Below are 18,532 nucleotides of genomic sequence, written 5' to 3'. Positions count from 1 at the left end.
ACCTCACGCGACGGTCGCGGCCAGCGCGGCGTTGACGCGGCTCGGGATGATGATCGGGGCCGATTGCATCATCAGGAACCGCTGGGCCGGATCGTCCTTCAACCACGTTTTCGGCGCGAACGGCAGCGAAGCATAGTTGAACGCCGGGTCGATGATCTGACCGAACGCGCGGGTGCCGTCGAGATCCGGGCCCGTCATGATGAGGGAGCCGTCCGGAAGCATCGGTTGCTCGACGTTGTTGTCATCGACGTACCAGTCGTTGTACAGCCAGAGGTTGTACTGCCCCCACACGCCCTTCGAAACGGCACCGCGTTGAATCTGTGCGCCTACGTTCACGACGTTGCCGTTCTGCCCCAACGCCGGATAGTAGATCGCGCCCTTCAGCGTCGGGTCGAGCTTGAAACCATTCCACGCTTTCGGGGTGAAGACGATGTCGGTTGCGACTGCGCCCGACGACTTCAGGATCTGCTGCTGCCACGTCTCGATGTTGCCGGTCGGATTTGCCGTACCGGCGGTGATGTTCGCGGCCGTCCACTGCGCGCCGCCAGTGAGCGCGATCGTCAGCGAACCATCGCGACCGAAGTCGATGACGGTCGTCGGGAAGCCTTCACCGGATACCGTGAGCGTACCCGTGACCAGCACCTGCGCCGCCATCCATTCCATGCGGCGTGTGAGCATATCGATCTGGTCGTTGAGTTCGAACTCGAGGTTCATCTGCTCGCGGACCTCGGGGGAAAGCTCGCCGCCGATGCGCTCGCCAATCATCCGACGGACCGGCTTGCGCAGATCCAGCGCGCGCTTGTCCTTGATGTAGGGCGGTTTGAACGTGTTCGTCTGGTAGCGACGGCTCTCTACGAGCTTGCCTTCGACCAGCGGCGAGCAGAACGGCGACATGCGACGCTTGCCAACGTCGACATCGATCGACACGAACTCGCTGTCTGCCGGGATCATGTTCGGGAAGAAGCGGTCAAGCAGCCAGCTCTGCGCCATCTTCAGGTTCTGCACAACCCCGACCAGGGTGTTGGTGTCGTAAAACAAGTTTCCGGGCATTGCTCTCTCCGAGTGTGTGGCCCAAATGAAAAAGCCCCGCGCTGTGGCGGGGCCTTCACATCAGTTCGATTGAGGGTTTAGCTCGGGTCAGCAGCCGTGACCGAGGACTTGAGGTGGATGCCGAGCGGGCGCAGCGCGTCTTGTGCTGCCGTCGACGTGATGCCGGTGCCGAGCGTCACCGCGTTGACGTTGAACTCGCCTTCGAGATACACGCCCGCAACGACGTCACCGGCGCTGCCATCGGCGTAATCAGCGAGAATCGCCGTCGGCGTCTGGCTACCATCGGACGACGCCGACAGCGCGACGGTGAACTTGCCGCTCGCCGTGATCTTGCCTAGCACCGTGCCGCGCACGAACGGGCCGCCGGTGATCGTGACGTTGCGGGTGACCAGCTGCTTCGGACCGGCGATCAGTTGATCGGGAACGAACGTCTGTGCGGATGCCGACGGGACTTGGGGGTTCTCCCCGACCGTGGTAAGAGTCAATGCCATCTGGGTTTCTCCGGGTGTGGGGAGGATTTAAAGCTCGCCGCGACGGAGTTTGCCCGCCGCGATGATGCGTTCGGCCATCGTCGGCTCTGCCGCTGCAGGTGCCGAATCGCCGGGGTTGCGCGGACGGGCGTGTGCCATACGCTCGTCGAGGGAGGGCTTGCGCGCCGACGGAGACGCAGCTGCTTGCTCAGCTTGGCCAAACGACAGCGCGTTGATCGCCTCGCTCGCCGACATGTTGGTGTCGAACGCAAACGCGCATGCTTGCTTGACCATGCCTCGCTTCATGCCTTCGGCCACGATGGCTGCACAGCGCACGCGCTCGCGTTGGCGGGCGCCCTTTGCACGACCGGCGCGCTTGCCTTCTTCCTTGTCTTCCTTGTCGTCGGCTTCAGCGTCGTCGTCCGTTTCTTCAGCGCGCTTCGCTTCCTTGTCCTTCTCTTCTTGCTCGGCCTTGCGCGCCTCTTCGTCCTTTTTGTCCTGCTCTTCCATGCGCTTGGCGTACTCGTCATCCGACTCGTCCTCGCGCTGCTTGCGATCCTCGTCTTCTTCCGCGCGGGCGGCCGCGCTCGGCGACGCCGCGGACGCGCTCGGCAGCCCGAGGAAATGGGCGAACGGCATCGCGCTCGCGATCTTCGAGAGCTTCATATAGCTTCCCTTCAGTAAGAAATTTAAGACCGGATCGACTGGATCAGGGCTCGAAACGCGGCATCAGGAGCCGCCACTTCATCCGCCAATCCAAGGGCGACACCCTTGTCACCCATGAATGTGGCGGCTTGCGTATCGCGCACCGTGGCGGCCGCGATATTCCGGTTGCGGGCAACTGTCTCAACGAACAGTTCGCCCATCGTGTTGATGTCCGCCTGAAAGCGCGCCAGCGCATCGGGCGCAAGCGGGATCTCGGAATGGCCGTCGGCTTTGTAATCCCCGTAGGTGATGAATGTCACCTTCATGCCAGCCTTCGACAGCGCTTCAGACAGATCCACATGCGCGCAGATGACGCCGATGCTTCCGACGCCGCCCGTGCGCGGCACAATGATGCGATCCGCGGCGCTCGCGATTGCATACGCAGCGCTATAGGCCGACTCGTTGAGAATCGACCAGATCGGTTTAACGCCGCGCGCGCCGTGAATCATGTCGACCAAATCGAAGCATCCGGCCACCTCTCCGCCGGGTGAGTCGATGTCGAGCGCAATCGCACTGACGTCGGGATCGTCGAGCGCCATCAGCAAGTTTTGGCGAATCCCGTCGTATCCCGACATGCCGCTGTACGGACGCAAGGAACCGAGCTTCTGAACCAGCGTGCCCTGAACCTCGATGACCGCAACGCCGCCGACGTTGTCGTAGCCGGCGCGCGGCGTGCGCCCCGGTTCCGCGAAGCCATACTCGTCATCTTCCATCGCCATCGGAACGATGCCGGTCCCGTCCAGCCTCACCATGCCGCCAATGCCAAGCCGATCCGCGAGCGCCGCCACCACGATCTCCGCCTTGCGCGGATGAATGGCGACGGGCGTGTTGAACATCCGCGTCGCCAGTCGTGGGAGAAGGTTGTTCATTGAGCCTTGGGTTCCTGTGTGGCCTCGTCCGCCGTCGCGTCGTCTTTCAGCGTCGAAGGAAGAGGAATGCCGCGATCCTTGAAATACTGGATCTCGATCGCGCGCTGATCGATGTTGTCGCGCCAATCGTTGCCCGACAGTTGCGCCGATTCGTCTTCGAGCGTCGATAGACCCGACTCGATGCCGAGCGCCGCCCCCTGACGTTCTTTCAGCGGATCAACATATCCGCGTCCCGGACCGATCCACCACGCACGCGTATAGGCCGCGCGCGCCATCGCGAACTCGGGTGCTTCCGCCGGAAGCGGAAGCTCGCCGATGTCCATCATTTCCTCGACCATCGCACACAGAATGGGCTGGCCGAATCCGCGACCGAAGTCGCTGCGACGGCGATCGAACGTCTTCCACGCTTCAAGCGCCGCAGCGCGATACGACGAGTAGTTGACGTCCGCCCAGTTCTGCGTGATTTGCTGCGCAGACATGCCGGTGCCCGCCGCGACGTTGCGCAGCATGGCGTTCTCGAACTCGGCGAAGTTGCCCGCCGGCCGTGTAGCTGACACGGTGTTGATCTGTTCGCCGGGAAACAGGATCGGCAACCGCGCGCCGCCGAGACGTAGATCCGTCTTGTCGTGAAAATCCGCGCGCGCGTCCTGATACCCGTTGTATGCCTCGGCGTCTTCGCCGTCGCCAAGCGCCTCCGTCACGAGCTGCTTATCGAACGGGCTCGTGACGTAAGCGCCAAAGATCGCATTGATGATCGCCGCGTCGAGTTCGGTGCCGTCGTACTTGATCAACATCTTCAACCTCTGCAGCACAGGCGTCAGGATGCCCGCGCCGCCGCGATGCTGCGACGCGCGGTCGAAGTCGTAGTCGTGGACAACGATCGGCCGTCCCCAATCTGTTTCGGCTGCGATCCGCTCCCACGTCACCTGCTTTCCGCCGCTGAACCAGTCGCCTTGATGCGCCTTACGGATGTGGTACGCAACCGGCGCTCCGTATTCGTCCACCTCAACGCCGCCGCGCATCGTCTGGCGGTCGAAATTTTGTTGCGGGTTCGACAGACGGTCAGGGTCGATCAGTTGCAGCACGGTCGCGTAGCGCGCGCCGCGCGGCAGGCGCTCGGGCATCCACTGGAGGATGGCGAGCGCGTCTCCGTCGACGATCTTGTGGCGGAACGCCAGGCGCATCATCTGCGGAATCGTCAGCTTGCGCTGCGCGTCGCAGAAGTGCGCAGGATCTTCCGACCATGTGCGCCAACCCGCTTCGAGCGCGCGCCCAAACTCATCTGCCCAGACGTGATCGAACTTCTTATTGCCGGTTATCGCTGCGAGCGCGCGGTAATCCGGCTTCGAGATCGGCCGGAAGTCCGCTCCGATGACGTTGTCGAGGGTGCGCGTGACAGCCGCCGACGCCCACCCGTCGTTGCGCACCAGGTCGCGCACGCGGGAAACGATGCGGTCGCGATACGGGTTGAGCTCGCCATCGGGAGACCAGAGCACCGGGTTCCAGTCCCGCATGTGCTGACTGGACATGTCCGCCGCGTCGAATGCGCTGGTGCTGCCGTACCCGCTATAACTGCCGTTCAGCGCGAGCGCACGGCTCTTGCGCTCCGGCAGCGGCTTGCCGTCCGGACCAAGTAGCTGTACGTTCGATTCCATGCGTTATCGCCGTGTGAAGGTCATTCGGTTTGCTCTGCGAGGCGAGGCGACGATGCCGAGCTGCGCCTGCATCAACTGGATCGCCGCAGCGAGTTCCGCGAGATTCGCGCGGGTGTACGTCACTGACCTAGTGCCGTCGCCCTGCGTGTACGAGTAAGACTCGCCTTGCGCACCAGTGGACAACTGGAGGTAGATCTGCTGCGCATTGGCGAGTGATTGCCGCAGCGCCGTCTGATCCATGCCAGCAAGCAAGCTGCGGCTCGGGTCGAAGCATCGCAAAGTGGTTCTCCTATGCTTCAGCCGGCGAGCCGCCGAATCCGAGAGCGTTTTTCAGGCTGCGCCTGTTTAATGATCGGTCCATCCGGGCGCACCGGCCGCGCCGCGCTCACGACATCCAGCTCGACCTCCTGCCGCGTCTCCGGAGCAGGCGGCAAGACATCAGTCGGATCCGCCTGCACCGCCTCGACGCGCCGGTTCAACTTCAGACCCATGTGCATGAGGCCGCACAGCGCCGCGTATCCATACACCCGAATGTCGAGCGCTTCGTTCGCGCGGCCAGGCGGCAGTTCCCACACACGGAACTTCTGCCCGTTGGCGAACTTCGTCACCGAGCGCTCCGAAATGAGCTGCGCGAAGTAGTTGATGTCGCGGTCCGTCGGGAAGTGCATGTATCCGGCCGGGTACGTCAGTACGCCATCGTTGTCTTCGGGATCACGCCGCAGCCGCTCGCGGATCACGTCTTTCGCTGCGTTCACGCCGATGATGACCGGACGGAACGTCGATTTGGTTCGCGATGACGGTCGCTTCGTCGGCCACACAGGTGACCGCGCGCCGCCGCGTGCCGACTCGCCCTTGATCGCCCAGATGCGGCGCCCGAGTCGCGCCTTCGCGAACTCGTACACCTTCTGCGTATGGTGACCACCGGAGTCGATACACGCGGCGGATACTGCGAAACCGCGACCGTCCGCGCGCCGCCAGATCCGCTTCAGATACTCGTCGACGCGTTTCCATAGCTCCGCGCTCTCGGGGTCGCCCTCGAAGACCGCGTGATCTATGGACCAGCTTTCCTCGTTGTGTCCCCAGCCGATCGTCTCCAACTCGACGCGATCGTCCTGAACGTCACCGCCGACAGTGATCAGGCCGACGCCGTCGGGCACCTCCGCATCCCAGACCTCGGTCCGAGCGGCCAGCCTGGTCTCGCTCAGTGCGCGATCGCCGCGATCCTCGTACGGCTCGCCGAGCACGAGGTTGATGAACGTCTGCCGCGCGAGCGGGTCGTCCTTCACTCGGAGCCATTCAGCAACGAGGTTCGACCAGCACGCGTTCGGGAAAAGGCTGTAGCCGGCCCAGATATGAAACCCAGCATGCCCCTTGAATGGCTTCGTCGCGCGCCACTCGCCGTTCGTCACCATGTCGGCCTTGTCGGCCTCGTGAATGATGCAGCCGTTGTGCCGGCAGACGTAATAGACGCTTTCCGGGATACCGTTACCGTGCTCGTCCTTGTCCCACTTCATGCCGTACGGCGTTTCGGGACTGCCCCATTCGAGCACTTGCCGCTCGCCGCAGTGCGGACACGCGACGAAGAAGTAGCGCTGATCGCTCTCGCTGAAGCTCTTCTCGATCCGGCTATAGCCCTTCACCGTCGGCGTCGAGCCGAGCACGATCTTGCGATTCCAGAACGTCTCCGATCGCTTCGTGCCGAGCGCGATCTGATCGCCTTCGTTGCCCGCGCCGTCGACCGGATAGGCGTCGACCTCATCGAACATCACGACGCGCGACGTGATCCGCCGAAAGCCCGCCGGGCTATTCGCGCCGACGAGCGTCAGGCTCGAACCATTGCGGAACGTCTTCGCAAGGATAGTCTGATCGCTGTTCTTCGCCTTCTGATCGCCCGCGATCGCCGCGAGGACCGGCGTGTCGCGCAGCATCGGCGCGATTTCCGTCTTCGAATAGCTCTCCGCATCCTCGACGCGGGGCTGCACGACGAGAATCGGCGAAGGATCCTGGTGGATAAAGAAGCCGACCGCGTGATCCATCAGCTTCGTATAGCCGACTCGGGCCGACTTCATGACGCTGATCTTCTCAACGCTGGGGTCGGTTACTGCATCCAGCATGCCCCTCTGATAACCGAACGCCCGGAAGCGGCCGGTCTGCGCACTCGTCTCGCGCGACAGGACCGCATAACGCTCGGCCCATTCGCTCAACGTCAGCTTCGGCGGCGGCGTCAGGTTCTGGCGAAGCGCAGCCGCGAGGCCCGCCCGCAACGCGTCATAGCCGCGCGCGTACCGCCTGGTGCTATTCAGGGTTGCCTGCTCCATCGCGAGTGAGTTCTTCGAGTGCTTCTGTGATGACCTCCTGCAACATGTCCTGCAGCTCGGCAGGCGTCTTGCACCGATGGAGACGCGGAGCCTGTTCCGCGGGAATTGACAGCAGGCGGGTTCGGACCTTGGCGTATTCGGTGCCGACTGCTTTCGCCACTTCGGCAACGTCGATAACCAGACCGGAGTCGCGGTCGTATTCGAGCTGAGCCTTCAGCCCGAGATAGTTCTCTTTGAAACAGCGCGCCGCGTCGAAGTCGAGCAGCTCGACGTTGCCCGCGAGAATCCGGTCCGCGACGTCGGCGGCGTCCTCGCGCGCGCCGAGCGTTACCTCGCTCGCTGCCTGGGTAACAGTCTTGCGTTTGTTACCCTGCGTCGCTTGGGTAACACTTTGGGTAACAGCCGGTGCGCCATCGCGACGGTACTTTTTAAGTAGCGCGTTCGACGCGTCGACATCGACTTCATCGCCCGCAAACACAAGCCAGCCGCGCTCCTTCCACTTCGTGACCGTCTTTCGACTGACGCCGTGGAGAACCGCAAACTCGCTCTGCTTCATCGGTGAACTGTTACCTGTTACCCAAAATTGAAAAGTTTGTGGCTAGAGAAAGATCGCGCGCGCGCAGTGCCCCCGGTGTCGATAGGGCGGTACAGGACCCACGACGTCTATAGCGGGCACGACATCGACACGCCTCGGTACAAAAGAGAGCCCCCGCGCGCCTTGCGACAAAGAGTTCCCCGCATTCTCTGCAGATCGGAAAACGAACGGTCGAAGCCGGCATTCCGCCAGCATGGTCGCGAACGCAGTCGTCGCATGACATTGCCGTCTTGGCGTGCGACAGCGTCACGAAACGCTTAAACGAGACCGCGCAGTGCTGACATGTTGTACTGCGTTCGATCGTGACGGTATTCAGCGCGTTTGCGCGACGGTCGAGGGCACGCAGATTGGCGCGGCGATTATCGAGTGCATCCCGATTAATGTGAAGCAGCGTCGCGCGCGTCGCTCGCGTCCATACCGAGCACGAGACGATGCATCCTGATGGTGCGATTCTTGCCGTTCTCGACGACGTTGCGCACGGCGTACACGTGATTGCCCGAACCGTTCGGCTTCGCCTTCCACTTCCATTGCGACAGGAAATCGAACATGTCGTCGTCAACGAGGGCGAACTCATGCCGTCCGACAGCGTGCCTGCCAGACAGTTTTATCAGTGCCATAGATTTCCTACGGTTTTGCGGTCGCAAGCGCCTTTGCAAACGCCGCAGCAAACTCGGCGCGATATGTCGATGCCACCACCTCGCGGCCGCGCTTTCCAAAGTCGAGATGCTGCTTGACCGGCTGCGCGTCGCCGAAGCGGATCAGCAATCGCAGATGACTCGTCTTGTTCGCGCCGCGCATCGCGACGCCGCGCTTGCCGCTGCGCTTGATCGCCTTCACGTCGGTCGGGCGCTGCCACACGCCACCGATCGATTCGCCGCTCGCCGTTTTGATCGTGCCGACGAAAATGTCCGGCCGCCCCTCCAGACGCTTCAGCGCGGTGCGACTGAAGTTGCCGTACTGGTTGAGCAGCGCCATATCCTTCGGATTTAGCCACGTCTTGCCCGAGCCAATGAGCTTATGCGTGCCGCCAAACTCGTACGGCGCGAGATACGCCGCCGCGATGTCCTTCACGAACACGAGCGCTTCCTGCGTGTTCTTTTTCGCGGCCTTCACGCCGATCGAGTTGACCGTGAAAGGCGTGGGGCGATCGAACACTTGAGGGAGGGCCGCTTTCTCGGCGGCCTGAACGCGTTTAGCGACTGCCGTCAGCGCCTGTGCAGACGCGAACGGCAGTTGCTTGCGTTCGAAATCGTTGAGCCTCCGCGTCAGCGCGTCGAGATCCGACTGAACGCTGATGCGGATCGGGCTCTGCATTACTCGCCGTCCTTGATGGTCGGGTGATTCTTGAGATCTGCCAGACGTTGGATCAGGCGCTGATACTCGTGCACAGCGGCGTTGCCGACCATGCACACCAACGCTTCGATCTCGCCGATGATGGTCAGCGGGTGCTCATCCGAGCCAGAGCCAGTCTGGGCAGCAGAAAGCGCCGCATCGGACTCCCCCGCTTCAGCACCGCCAGCCTCCGCATCAGCGGCGCCACCAGCGTCCAAAGGGACGGCATCCGACGACACGCTTGCAGGCGCTTGCGCATCGAGGTTCGGCGCGGCGGGCGTCGGGTAGAGCTCCGACGATCCCGCGCCGCCCGGATCAGCGATCGCGTCATTAACGACGGCGGATTCGTCGCTGGATGCTCCGAGCGAGGTCGAGGACTCGTCGACGGGCTTTCCCACGTCAGCCTCCGTATCCGATCCGGTCACAGACACAGCCGGATCCTGAGCAGCCTGGGCATCGCCATCCGTCTGGGCTGGCGACGAGATTTGCTCCCCCACGTTGGCGCTCGGGTCAAGGCCCGCTCCGTTCGCAATCAGATCAGGAATCTCGTCGCGCGTGATCTCGCGGATCGGCGCGACAGCCGCTTCGTCATTGTCGAAGATGACTTTGGTGTCGGGATTGAACTTCAGCATAGCAACCTCCGAAAAGAAAACGCCCCGGCATAAGCCGAGGCGTCAAATCAGGGCAGTTGCCCCGCCGAGGAGACACGCAGGAACGTGTTCGAGCGATGCGCCAAAACAAAAAACCCGCTGTCTTTCGACTAGCGGGCTCTGGACGCATCTTTCCGGCGCTTATTAGACAACGTTTCGAACGGGTTTACAAGTGCTTTTTAACGTTGAGTCTCACTATCGTCGACAGACTCTCCGAACTTCGAAGCAACGTATGCGCGCATCGCGGCTATAAGCGGTGTTGCGCCGGCGTAACAGTCATATCCACGCGCGTCGATGTAATCATCTCCGCCACTGTATGCCCCGCCGTTCGAACCAGGAAGGATCGCAAGCCAACGGCCCTCACCTCGCCATATCGCGATTGCGAACCGCGCGATGATCGGACCACCGTCAGCCCATCTCACAGACGGGCAGAACAGTCTCCACGTGTTGTCCTCAGTGTCGAGGAGGTAGCAAGCTTCGACGCCCAACACGCTTTTCTGAATCGAGACGACGTCCTCAATGCGCGTTGCACGCGCCACCCAATAATCGAGCAGCGGGCCGATCAGCTCCGTCACCTTCATGCAAACACCTCCCTAATGAGGTTACGGTCAAGTTCGCAAACGGCGCTTCGCATCATCGACAAACTTTTTGCAGACTTCGGCAAGCGCGTGAGATTGCCCGTCGAGTATGGCGGCTTCAGCAGCGTTTTGCCGAAGGGTTTCATCGTTTCCGTAAAGCCGATCAGCTCTCGTTCGGGTGGACAACCGTGGCGGCTCCCCTTCAGGCACTGTCAACTCCGCGCATCTATCCAAAAGCTCATTTGTCGCTTTCAGTAGCACGTGAAATCGATCGTTGAGACGCTTATCGTGAAAAATCAACTGGCGGCCGCCCTCATACGCGTACAGCAGATCTCTAAGCGGATCTCGAAAGCGCGTTAGAACCATCCCGGCCAGGAAATCGGCAGACTGAAGCGTGACGATCATCGAGTCAGTCAGCGTTGCGCGCACCTTCTTATATTCCTCGATGTCTGCGGCTCTCGCTTGGGCACCGCGCTCGAAATAGTCCTTTGCCACAAGGGCGATATACGCGCCCACCCCACCCGTCACGACGTTCGTCGCCGCGCTCGACAAGTCCACCACTATCCGCCTCCATCATCTGATCTGGCAACAGATCATATCTCTTCGTTGCCAATCAAGACTTTTACGGCCGCCAGGACAATCGCCCGTCTCGTCGCAGCGTAGTCGGCAGGTATAACTTCGCTCTCGTTGCTTCCAGATGCAACCGTGGGCATCATGTCGGCGTCCGCTCCGTGCGTGCAATATGCCTGCCCGCATGAAACATGCTCATTGCATACGGTCAGTTGCATTCGCACGGCCAAGCGCAGCGCATCGCCGTCGTCCTCCAGCGGGTTCCATAGGGTCGAGACACCAGGAATCCACAGCCCGACGACGCCGATCTCGTTTCTATGTGCGGCGATGTCGGCTCGCCATTCGTATCCCGCGGCACGCGCGGCGGACTCAAGCAGTTCTCCATCTGTCATGCCGACACCTCGACGCGAATCAGATGCCGAGCGACGAACATCGGGAGCAGACGCTCCTTTGCCGCCTGGTAAGTCGCGTGCTGGTCGCCCGCCCGGCCGCTGCTCCACAGTTGATAGCCGCATTCCTTGTTGCGCATGCTGGTGCTGATCGCCGCGCGCTGCTCCGGCGGCAGCGCATCGACGCACAGCTGTACCTGCTCGGACTGCTGGTCGTCCGCCCACTGATACGCGTCCTCTGCGTCCTCTTCCGCATTCGCCGGCGTCTCATAGCCGCGGCACGTGCGATCCTCCGGGCGGTAGAAATGCGCGAGCGTCTCGCGATGCGACTGGCGGATCTGCCAGCGGTACCACTCCAGCAGCATTTCCTCGATCTGTTCGCTCTGTTCGCGCGTCATGAAAACTCCCTCGTTGTATTTTCTGCAGCGACGCATCTCGTAGACGCTCAGCGCTGCTTTCTGGAATGCCTTGTTGCATATGAACTTCGTCGTGCCGCCCCAGCGCGAGCGGATCAACTCAGCGCATCCGAGGCACGTGCTCGACTGACGCTCTTCGAGCACGATTGCCGGATCTCGGAAGTCGCCGCGCCTCACATCGCCACCATGAAGCTGATGCCCCAGTTCATGAGCCACGCGACGAAGCTGTCTCGCAGCTCGGCATTGCGCGGGAACGGGAACTCGACTTCGAGCGAATCGCCATCGCTCTCGATCTGGCCGGCGAACGGGCAACCATCGAAGGCGATGACCTTGGCGCCCGTCACTCCATCGATGTGCTGCCTACTCGTGTCGATCAGGCTCTGCGGGACGTCCGCGTACTGGATGTAGGCGTGTGCGCTCACTGCTGCACCTCCGTGCGCGAATAAGCGGCGACAGCGATAACAGACAGAGCGGTCCACATAAACACGAAAACGATGCCGGCGGCGGTCGTGCTCGGCGATGCGAAAGAGACGGCGGCGATCATTTCGTCACCTTTTGCGGTTGGATCGGAGCAGTCCAGCTCTTGCGCTTAATGCCGAGCGCCACCCAGAGCGCATCGAAGTTGTCCGGAATCGTCGTGTTCATGCTCAATCTCCCACTTCCATCTCGTTTAATCCGCTCTCAAGGAACGGGGCCAAAGTCTTCTTGTTGTCGTCGATGAAGGCTCTAGTGCGATACACGCCCGCCCTCACCCACGCTTCGTCGAGGAGCGGAATGCCGCTCCGCCGATCCTCTGGAATCCATGCATCAACCCATACAAACGGCCGGGTCGTGTTTTGCACCGCCGGGCGCGCCAGCCTGTACACCCGCGTCTCCAGCGCCGCCGTGATTTGAAACGGCTCCAAGGCGTAACGCTTCCCGTTGCGGCCGCGCGGCGTGCGCCAGCGTGTGTCCGTCGGTATTCGAATCAGGCACCGCACTTTCTTCCTCCTTCAAACCCATCTTTCGAGCGCGCACTGGTTGCCAACGAGCGAGCGCATCGTCGAATGCCGCGCACTTCTGTTCCCACGGCGCGCCGCCGCGATCCAGCCATTCGTGGCAGGCAGCGCAGCCCGGCACCGTGAACCAGTGCTTCGCCTTCAGCGCTCCGCCCTTGCCGTGGATCGACTGGTTCGAATGGCAGTCGACGACGGTCGGATCAGCCCAGTCCGTCCACGGGCATTTGACGTTCAGGTAGCAGGGCTCGCCGCGGCACGCCGCCAGATACTTCGAGCCCTCGGCGACCGTCGGCTTCTTCACGCGGGACTTCAGCTTCGAGCGGCGCAGCGCTGTCGGGCGATCGGCGAGCGGCCATGCCGAGCGCTTCATCGGCGTCTTGCTCACGAGCGGCTTCGAACGCTTCATTGCGCCTCCGCAATCTGTTCGCTCGCACCGCTTTCGATCTCGTCGATGATCTCGACGATGGCTTCCTGTGCGATCACAGGGATTTCGCCAGCCAGACCGATGATGTGATGCCCCTGCATGACGCGCAGACCGAGACCGCGGGCGATGCTGTGCTCGAGCGTCGCGCCCGGCGACTTCTCCCAGCCCGGCAGCAGCGCGATGCCGTCGCAATCGACTAGAACCTTGATGTCCGCGCGCATACACGCGAGCCACGTCGGATTCGGGCCGACGTCCACTTCTGCGGGATTGACGATCTCGAAGCCCAGAGCTCGGAGACGGGCAGCCTCCGCGTGAAACGCCGGGAAGTTCAGTTCGGGAAGATTGGACATAGGCCCTGCGATATAGAGCTTCATGCGACGACGCCTCCCAGGCTGCACATGGCGTGTATGCCGGCGATCAGCGCGGCGACGTGAGGCGAAGTCGGAACGGCGATCGCCGTGCGGCGTTGCTCGAACTCAGCCGAAGACGGGAAGGCTTTCCCAGTCCATCGGTACATGACCGGCGGATGGCCGCCGTGAACGTGGTAGCCCTTGCCGACCCGCTCGATGTATCCCTGCGCTTCGAGCGTTACGAAGACGTTCTTCAGGATGTCGCGCGAGATTTGCAGGTCCTCGACGACGGCGCGCAGCGTCGAATGCCGGCGTCGCTTGAGTGCCTCGAGCACCAGCCGCTGATTCAGCGGCATCACCTTGTGCGTCTTCTTCATCGGCGCGCGCACGAGCAGGTCCTGCCGCGCGTAGTTCTCGTTGCATCGCATCACTTCACCTCCACGATCGTCAGCCCGCGCACCGCCATCAAATGGCGCTTGATGCGGTATCCCTCGGTTACGCGGCCTTTCACGTCTTCAATGACCGTCTCGCCGCCCTTCTCGTACACAAAATCCGCCACGTACCGCAGCGCCGGACGCTTTCGGCCGGCGATCACCACCGGCTCAGCAAGGACGAACGGAACCTGCAATTCCAATTCGCTGATCTCGCCGCGCACCTGCATCTGCACCAGCTCGTGCCAGCGCTTCATCTCGCGCTTGCTGTCGAACTTGATGCCGCCGCTCTCGCATTTCTCGTTGCGATACTTCGCCGGCTTCCTCTTCGCGGCCGGAACCTTCGGCGCAACCGCGAACGGGTCGTATCCGGAGGCGATGTCGTCGAACTCGCTCGTTGGCTGGTTGCCAGTGCGGCGCATAAGTTCGCGGCGCGCGAAGTCGGGCCCTACCGCGCGGTTCTCGCGCACGCGCGCGGTGCCAACTTGCGTCGTTCCTTCCGGGTAATGGAGGGCTGCGGTTCGCTTGCTCACGCCGCCTCCGTGTTCCCGTTCTTGTCGCGCGGGATGTCGTTGAAGTAGGCGTAGAGCTGCTCGTACCGCTCTTCGCTCTCGCGCCCGACGGTGCGCAGCATGTCTTCCATCCATTCGCCCGGGCCTGCCGCCTTGAACACGCGGACCTTGAAATGCATGAAGGTCTCTTCTGCGCCCTTCGTAACGCCGCGCTGCGCTGCCATGGCCTCGATGCCGCTCGACGTCTTCCACCAGTCGGCCGTGATCGCCTGCGCGCCGCCGACCGCCGATGCGACGCCGTCGGGCTTCACAGCGAACAGACCGGTCCAGCCGCGCAGCACTGCTTCCTCAACCGTGACTTCAGGCGATTGGCCAGCTGCGGCGAGCTTCAGAAGCTTCTTGATCGACACCCGCGCTGCACCGCGCGTCCAAGGCGCGTCTTTGTGCTTCGCCTCGCGGTGCTCGCACCACATTTCCCAGACGTCAGCAGGGATGCCTTCAGGAAGTGCAAGTTGGCGAAGCTCGTCATGCAACGCAACTCGCGACGAACGTCGCGCCAATTGCTGATCTACGTTCTTCTCTTGCTCTACTAAAGCAATCTTGGTGTCGAAATTTGGAGGGGCTCCAGGTGAAATTTCACCCCCTTCAACGTGGGATTTGGAGGGGCTTGAAGTGGGATTTGTAGCCCCTTGAATATTGGAGGGGCTTGAATTTTCATCCCCCTTGGTGCGGCGCGCTTTCGAGTGGCTTGATTTTTCACCCCTCTTCGCCATGTATTCTTCAAGCGTCGGCGGGCTCAGCGAGATCGTTTTGCCGTTGCGGGGATCGACGCTTTGCACGATCGTTGCGCCGGCAGGAGCGAGCATCTGATAAATGATGATGCTCTGCGTGCGGCCCAGACGCTTATCCGTTTCCAGCAGGTAGCCCAATTCGATCAACTTGCTTCGAGCACGGCGGATCGTCTGGATATTCAACTCGGTGTCCAGTTCGAGCTCGTCATTCGTGACCCACGTCGAATAGTCTTCGGCTGCCCAGTTTGCATAGGTCTTCAGCAGCGTCTTGGCGGACGAATCGCCCACGCGCTGACGCTTGGCCCATTGATGTGCGTATCCGCTCACGCCGCAACTCCTACGACGCGCGACGAGACAAGCGCATGCAGATCCGCAAAGCGCTCGACATACCAGTGCGGCTGCGTCTCGCGCGGGCTGTTCGGGTTGGTGATGTTCTTCCCGTAGAGCAGACCGGCCTCCGTGATCGCCCAGAAGCGCTTCGTGCCATTCACTGCGCGCGACGAGGTGCTGCGCCGCGTCCGCTCTGCTTGCATTCCCGCGTCGGCCAGCAGGCGGTTATACGTGCGCGCGGAGATCGAGATGCCGTGCGCAATCAAAAGATCAGTCAGCGGTTTCGTTTCCATCGAGCTGCCAGACGTCGAATCTGACGCCGCATCGACGACGTACGCCGGGAGAAACGTCGGCTCGATGCCGTTGTTCTTCGCGATGTGCGCAAGCATCGCGACTTGGCTCGACGGAGATGGCTTCAGTAGGCGCGTGAAGCATTCAGCAATCGCGAGCTCGCCAGCAAGTTTCGATTGCGACAGAGCCGGCTGACCAACGCGCGCCTCCAATTCGGTCCACCGATCGATAATTCGTGCGCGCATCTGGATGCTGTAGCCAGAAACGAGGATCAACGTCTCGCGTTTCGGAAGCTCGAAGATTTCGACTTCGCGAACTGATCCATTGGGGCCCGCAATTTTTGCTACTGCTGAAAAGTCAGCAGCAGCTTTCCCGAGCTCGGCCAGCATCTTGCGGATGTCAGCGAGTACATTGCGGTGCTCCTTGCCGGTCAGCTCCGCGATTTCGCGGCTAGACATCGTGGGGCCACTGATCTTTGCAATGTCGTTCATGGATGACCTCACAGGTCGTTGTCGTGGCCGCATGGCAGCGAACCGTCCGCGCGTTGCTTGGCACCGCAGCCGATGCAGATCTTCGGCGCGACGTCCGGAGTGATGGATTGTTCGGTCGTCATCGGACCGAGGAAGAAGCGGCCAACGTGAAGAAGATCCGCGCCGCCGAGGGACGGCTGAAGGTCGCGCGCGCTCATGCCTTCACCTTCGAAGCCTTGGCCGCCCGCGAACAGTCGGCGTTGAAGGTTGCGAATTCGCGCGAAAGGCCGACGCGAACCGCGGCGAGTTCGCCCGGAAAGCGCTCGCCGCGCGCCGCAACCGCACACAGGGCGTCGCGGATCTGCTTCTGCTGCGCAGCCGGCAGTTCCGGCGGCAGCTCCGGCACGAAGAGAACCGGATTCGAGTTGTTTTGCATGGGATCTCCCGCCGGAATGCCGGTCAGTAGTACTAAATCGGAACAGAAGAAGCCTGGCGTCCAAGCTGCTTGTGTATCGACTCATCCATGCAGATGTCGGCCTCGTAACCGACTTTCTCCGTCAGTTGTCTGACGTTTTATTCCCCGCGCCGCCCAACGTGGGCCACTTCAAACGCGGCTACTTCCGGGTGCAACGGTCCATATGCAGAGCGCAGGACGTGATACCCGAGGTATTTCTGAGTTGAAACGCCCAGACTCGCCGCCAAAGCAGCCAACTCCCCAGCCTCAGGAATCGGAAGTTCAACGAGAAGGCCGGTTTTTCCTTCTTTCATGCGCTTACTGCGCTCCCAACTTGGGACGACGCGACACTGACGCCCAACAGGTTCGCTGGCAAAGTGCCAACCGTGCCAAACAAAAACAGCTTGGCGATACGGGCAAGAGCAGCGGAATCGCTGTCGATGCCGTAGAGAGCCTTGAATGCTTGCATTCCCTCGTAGACGGGGTCTTCGAGGCGGGTCTTTACTTCGTTGCGAAATTCAGCGCGACGAGACATTGCTTCCTCCAAAAAAGAAAAACGGTTGATGAACACAAAAGACAACGAACGCGCGAGAGACCTACTTTGCGAGTCGCTGACGGGGCCTACCAAGAAAGATGTCGGGGAATTCGAGCTTGACGGCAGCCGGGATCCCTCTCTCCTTCCAGTTGTGGACGCGTTGAACTCCACCGCGCTGGTCGAAACCCAGCCGACGGGCGAGCTTGGAAGCCCCACCGAGTTCCTCGATGAGCAGTCGGTCAGCAGTGATGTCGTTTTTCCGGTCCATGCGTTATTAAACACCACGTTTAATCAAAAAGCAAACACTATGTTGAACAACAAAGTGTTTAATTTTGAGAACATCCGGGGTATGCATGAAACCACCGCCCGCCTCTACGAGGCAGCCCGGCTGTTGCGCGGGCTCACCACGCCTACCGAAATCGCACGCCTTCTAAATGTCGCGCCCCAGAACGTAAACAACTGGGAGCGTCGCGGCATGTCGAAAGCGGCGATGCTCGACGCCCAAGAAAAGCTTGGGTGCAGTGCCGTTTGGCTCATGACTGGCGAAGGCACGATGCTCGGCGCGGCACCGGTTCCTCCGTCGAATGATTCGTCGAAAAGAGACCGATCACGCCCCGAGATCGAAAAATCTGATCGAGCGGAGTCTGATATTGTTATTTCTTCAGACGACTTGGCGTCAGCGAGGTCGCCACGTAGACTGAGAGCAGCGCTTTTCGATAAGGGCTTAACTACCGCAGAAATTGCGTCTGTTGCGGGGGTTAGCGAATCCGTCGCCGGCCAGTGGCTGGACGGCGAAGGCCCGGACATCACACTGGCGCAGGGTGCCGCGCTGCAAACAGCCTACGGCGTGAACGTTGTTTGGCTTACGAAAGGGAAAGGCGAGCCGGGCGTCGCTGTTCGATACGTCGACGAGTATGAGCCTATCCCCATTACGAACTGGAGAGCTGTCCCCGTGGTAGGTCATGCGCAACTTGGGGATAACGGGTACTGGGCCGACCTTGAATATCCCGTCGGAGCCGGTGACGGCTACGTCGACTTCCCTTCCAGGGATCCGAACGCATACGCCTTGAAGTGCGTCGGCGACTCAATGCGGCCCAGAATCAAAGACGGTGAGTTCGTCGTTATCGAGCCCAACCAAGCTATCGAGGCCGGAGACGAGGTGCTCGTCAAGTCGAAAGCTGGGCAGGTCATGGTCAAGGAATTTTTGTACCGTCGGGCCGGCAGAGTGCATCTCCGCTCAGCCAACGATGCGCACAAGCCAATCAGCTTTTCGAGCGACGAAATCGAGAAAATGCATTTCGTCCGCGCGATCTGCCGCCCTTCTTCTTGGAGGCCGGATTGAGGCTAAC

At 61.5% G+C, this 18,532-nt stretch carries 26 protein-coding genes and 1 pseudogene; 1 reads left to right on the top strand and 26 read right to left on the bottom strand.

The window, feature by feature from the left end:
- Positions 1 to 3: 3 nt before the first annotated feature.
- The 26 genes and pseudogenes from LDZ23_RS05540 to LDZ23_RS05420 form a co-directional block, all read right to left on the bottom strand.
- The gene (locus LDZ23_RS05540; RefSeq protein WP_244807979.1) at positions 4 to 1,038 is read right to left on the bottom strand and encodes a major capsid protein; all 1,035 of its coding nucleotides are present in this window, start codon (positions 1,036 to 1,038) and stop codon (positions 4 to 6) included.
- Positions 1,039 to 1,127: 89 nt separating this feature from the next.
- Entirely contained in the window at positions 1,128 to 1,541 is a 414-nt protein-coding gene (locus tag LDZ23_RS05535) for a head decoration protein (RefSeq protein ID WP_244807978.1), read from the bottom strand.
- Positions 1,542 to 1,568: 27 nt separating this feature from the next.
- The gene (locus tag LDZ23_RS05530; RefSeq protein ID WP_244807977.1) at positions 1,569 to 2,159 is read right to left on the bottom strand and encodes a hypothetical protein; all 591 of its coding nucleotides are present in this window, start codon (positions 2,157 to 2,159) and stop codon (positions 1,569 to 1,571) included.
- 50 nt (positions 2,160 to 2,209) lie between these two features.
- Entirely contained in the window at positions 2,210 to 3,094 is an 885-nt protein-coding gene (locus tag LDZ23_RS05525; RefSeq protein ID WP_244807976.1) for a S49 family peptidase, read from the bottom strand.
- Positions 3,091 to 4,608 carry a phage portal protein gene (locus LDZ23_RS05520; RefSeq protein ID WP_244808110.1) on the bottom strand — a complete coding sequence of 506 codons (1,518 nt, stop codon included), beginning with the start codon at positions 4,606 to 4,608 and terminating at the stop codon, positions 3,091 to 3,093. Before LDZ23_RS05520 ends, LDZ23_RS05525 begins: the two co-directional genes overlap by 4 nt.
- A 144-nt stretch (positions 4,609 to 4,752) precedes the next feature.
- The gene (gpW, locus tag LDZ23_RS05515; RefSeq protein WP_244807975.1) at positions 4,753 to 5,001 is read right to left on the bottom strand and encodes a gpW family head-tail joining protein; all 249 of its coding nucleotides are present in this window, start codon (positions 4,999 to 5,001) and stop codon (positions 4,753 to 4,755) included.
- A 44-nt stretch (positions 5,002 to 5,045) separates the two neighbouring features.
- A complete protein-coding gene (locus tag LDZ23_RS05510) occupies positions 5,046 to 7,067 on the bottom strand; it encodes a phage terminase large subunit family protein (RefSeq protein ID WP_244807974.1) in 2,022 nt (673 codons plus the stop codon).
- Positions 7,045 to 7,623: a hypothetical protein gene (locus LDZ23_RS05505; RefSeq protein ID WP_244807973.1), complete on the bottom strand. Its 579-nt coding sequence runs from the start codon at positions 7,621 to 7,623 to the stop codon at positions 7,045 to 7,047. The genes LDZ23_RS05510 and LDZ23_RS05505 overlap by 23 nt, the downstream gene beginning before the upstream one ends.
- A 416-nt stretch (positions 7,624 to 8,039) precedes the next feature.
- The gene (locus tag LDZ23_RS05500; protein WP_244807972.1) at positions 8,040 to 8,279 is read right to left on the bottom strand and encodes a hypothetical protein; all 240 of its coding nucleotides are present in this window, start codon (positions 8,277 to 8,279) and stop codon (positions 8,040 to 8,042) included.
- A 7-nt stretch (positions 8,280 to 8,286) separates the two neighbouring features.
- Positions 8,287 to 8,976 (bottom strand): hypothetical protein, encoded by a 690-nt coding sequence (locus LDZ23_RS05495; protein WP_244807971.1) that lies wholly within the window; start codon positions 8,974 to 8,976, stop codon positions 8,287 to 8,289.
- A complete protein-coding gene (locus LDZ23_RS05490; protein ID WP_244807970.1) occupies positions 8,976 to 9,626 on the bottom strand; it encodes a hypothetical protein in 651 nt (216 codons plus the stop codon). Before LDZ23_RS05490 ends, LDZ23_RS05495 begins: the two co-directional genes overlap by 1 nt.
- Before the next feature lie 197 nt (positions 9,627 to 9,823).
- Complete coding sequence (locus LDZ23_RS05485) at positions 9,824 to 10,225, bottom strand: phage protein NinX family protein (RefSeq protein WP_244807969.1); 402 nt, start codon at positions 10,223 to 10,225, stop codon at positions 9,824 to 9,826.
- A gap of 27 nt (positions 10,226 to 10,252) precedes the next feature.
- The gene (locus LDZ23_RS05480) at positions 10,253 to 10,783 is read right to left on the bottom strand and encodes a hypothetical protein (protein WP_244807968.1); all 531 of its coding nucleotides are present in this window, start codon (positions 10,781 to 10,783) and stop codon (positions 10,253 to 10,255) included.
- Between the two features lie 32 nt (positions 10,784 to 10,815).
- The gene (locus LDZ23_RS05475; protein WP_244807967.1) at positions 10,816 to 11,184 is read right to left on the bottom strand and encodes a hypothetical protein; all 369 of its coding nucleotides are present in this window, start codon (positions 11,182 to 11,184) and stop codon (positions 10,816 to 10,818) included.
- Positions 11,181 to 11,696: a hypothetical protein gene (locus LDZ23_RS05470; protein ID WP_244807966.1), complete on the bottom strand. Its 516-nt coding sequence runs from the start codon at positions 11,694 to 11,696 to the stop codon at positions 11,181 to 11,183. Before LDZ23_RS05470 ends, LDZ23_RS05475 begins: the two co-directional genes overlap by 4 nt.
- Positions 11,697 to 11,770: 74 nt before the next feature.
- Complete coding sequence (locus LDZ23_RS05465) at positions 11,771 to 12,019, bottom strand: hypothetical protein (protein ID WP_034474013.1); 249 nt, start codon at positions 12,017 to 12,019, stop codon at positions 11,771 to 11,773.
- Complete coding sequence (locus LDZ23_RS34840; RefSeq protein WP_280519313.1) at positions 12,016 to 12,141, bottom strand: hypothetical protein; 126 nt, start codon at positions 12,139 to 12,141, stop codon at positions 12,016 to 12,018. The genes LDZ23_RS05465 and LDZ23_RS34840 overlap by 4 nt, the downstream gene beginning before the upstream one ends.
- Positions 12,142 to 12,593: 452 nt before the next feature.
- A pseudogene (locus tag LDZ23_RS05460) lies at positions 12,594 to 13,001 on the bottom strand (hypothetical protein); the annotation flags it as partial.
- Entirely contained in the window at positions 12,998 to 13,369 is a 372-nt protein-coding gene (locus tag LDZ23_RS05455) for a DUF4406 domain-containing protein (protein WP_244807965.1), read from the bottom strand. The gene LDZ23_RS05455 and the pseudogene LDZ23_RS05460, both read right to left, overlap by 4 nt.
- A 20-nt stretch (positions 13,370 to 13,389) precedes the next feature.
- Positions 13,390 to 13,746, bottom strand: a complete 357-nt coding sequence (locus tag LDZ23_RS05450; RefSeq protein ID WP_244807964.1) for a hypothetical protein — start codon at positions 13,744 to 13,746, stop codon at positions 13,390 to 13,392.
- Positions 13,747 to 13,796: 50 nt separating this feature from the next.
- Positions 13,797 to 14,333, bottom strand: coding sequence for a DUF1064 domain-containing protein (locus LDZ23_RS05445; protein ID WP_244807963.1), 537 nt, complete (start codon positions 14,331 to 14,333; stop codon positions 13,797 to 13,799).
- The gene (locus LDZ23_RS05440) at positions 14,330 to 15,430 is read right to left on the bottom strand and encodes a phage replication initiator YdaU family protein (RefSeq protein WP_244807962.1); all 1,101 of its coding nucleotides are present in this window, start codon (positions 15,428 to 15,430) and stop codon (positions 14,330 to 14,332) included. The genes LDZ23_RS05445 and LDZ23_RS05440 overlap by 4 nt, the downstream gene beginning before the upstream one ends.
- Positions 15,427 to 16,215 (bottom strand): Rha family transcriptional regulator, encoded by a 789-nt coding sequence (locus tag LDZ23_RS05435; protein WP_244807961.1) that lies wholly within the window; start codon positions 16,213 to 16,215, stop codon positions 15,427 to 15,429. Before LDZ23_RS05435 ends, LDZ23_RS05440 begins: the two co-directional genes overlap by 4 nt.
- Before the next feature lie 8 nt (positions 16,216 to 16,223).
- The gene (locus LDZ23_RS05430; RefSeq protein ID WP_244807960.1) at positions 16,224 to 16,412 is read right to left on the bottom strand and encodes a hypothetical protein; all 189 of its coding nucleotides are present in this window, start codon (positions 16,410 to 16,412) and stop codon (positions 16,224 to 16,226) included.
- Positions 16,409 to 16,630 carry a hypothetical protein gene (locus tag LDZ23_RS05425; RefSeq protein WP_244807959.1) on the bottom strand — a complete coding sequence of 74 codons (222 nt, stop codon included), beginning with the start codon at positions 16,628 to 16,630 and terminating at the stop codon, positions 16,409 to 16,411. The genes LDZ23_RS05430 and LDZ23_RS05425 overlap by 4 nt, the downstream gene beginning before the upstream one ends.
- Before the next feature lie 328 nt (positions 16,631 to 16,958).
- Positions 16,959 to 17,219, bottom strand: a complete 261-nt coding sequence (locus LDZ23_RS05420; RefSeq protein ID WP_244808109.1) for a hypothetical protein — start codon at positions 17,217 to 17,219, stop codon at positions 16,959 to 16,961.
- Between LDZ23_RS05420 and LDZ23_RS05415 the strand changes: the two genes are divergently transcribed.
- Complete coding sequence (locus LDZ23_RS05415) at positions 17,212 to 18,525, top strand: LexA family transcriptional regulator (RefSeq protein ID WP_244807958.1); 1,314 nt, start codon at positions 17,212 to 17,214, stop codon at positions 18,523 to 18,525. The two genes, LDZ23_RS05420 and LDZ23_RS05415, sit on opposite strands and share 8 nt — an antisense overlap.
- Positions 18,526 to 18,532 lie beyond the last annotated feature (7 nt).

The sequence above is a fragment of the Caballeronia zhejiangensis genome, assembly GCF_022879815.1.
Taxonomy (GTDB): Bacteria; Pseudomonadota; Gammaproteobacteria; order Burkholderiales; family Burkholderiaceae; genus Caballeronia; species Caballeronia zhejiangensis.
This window is presented reverse-complemented; position numbering and strand designations above follow the sequence as displayed.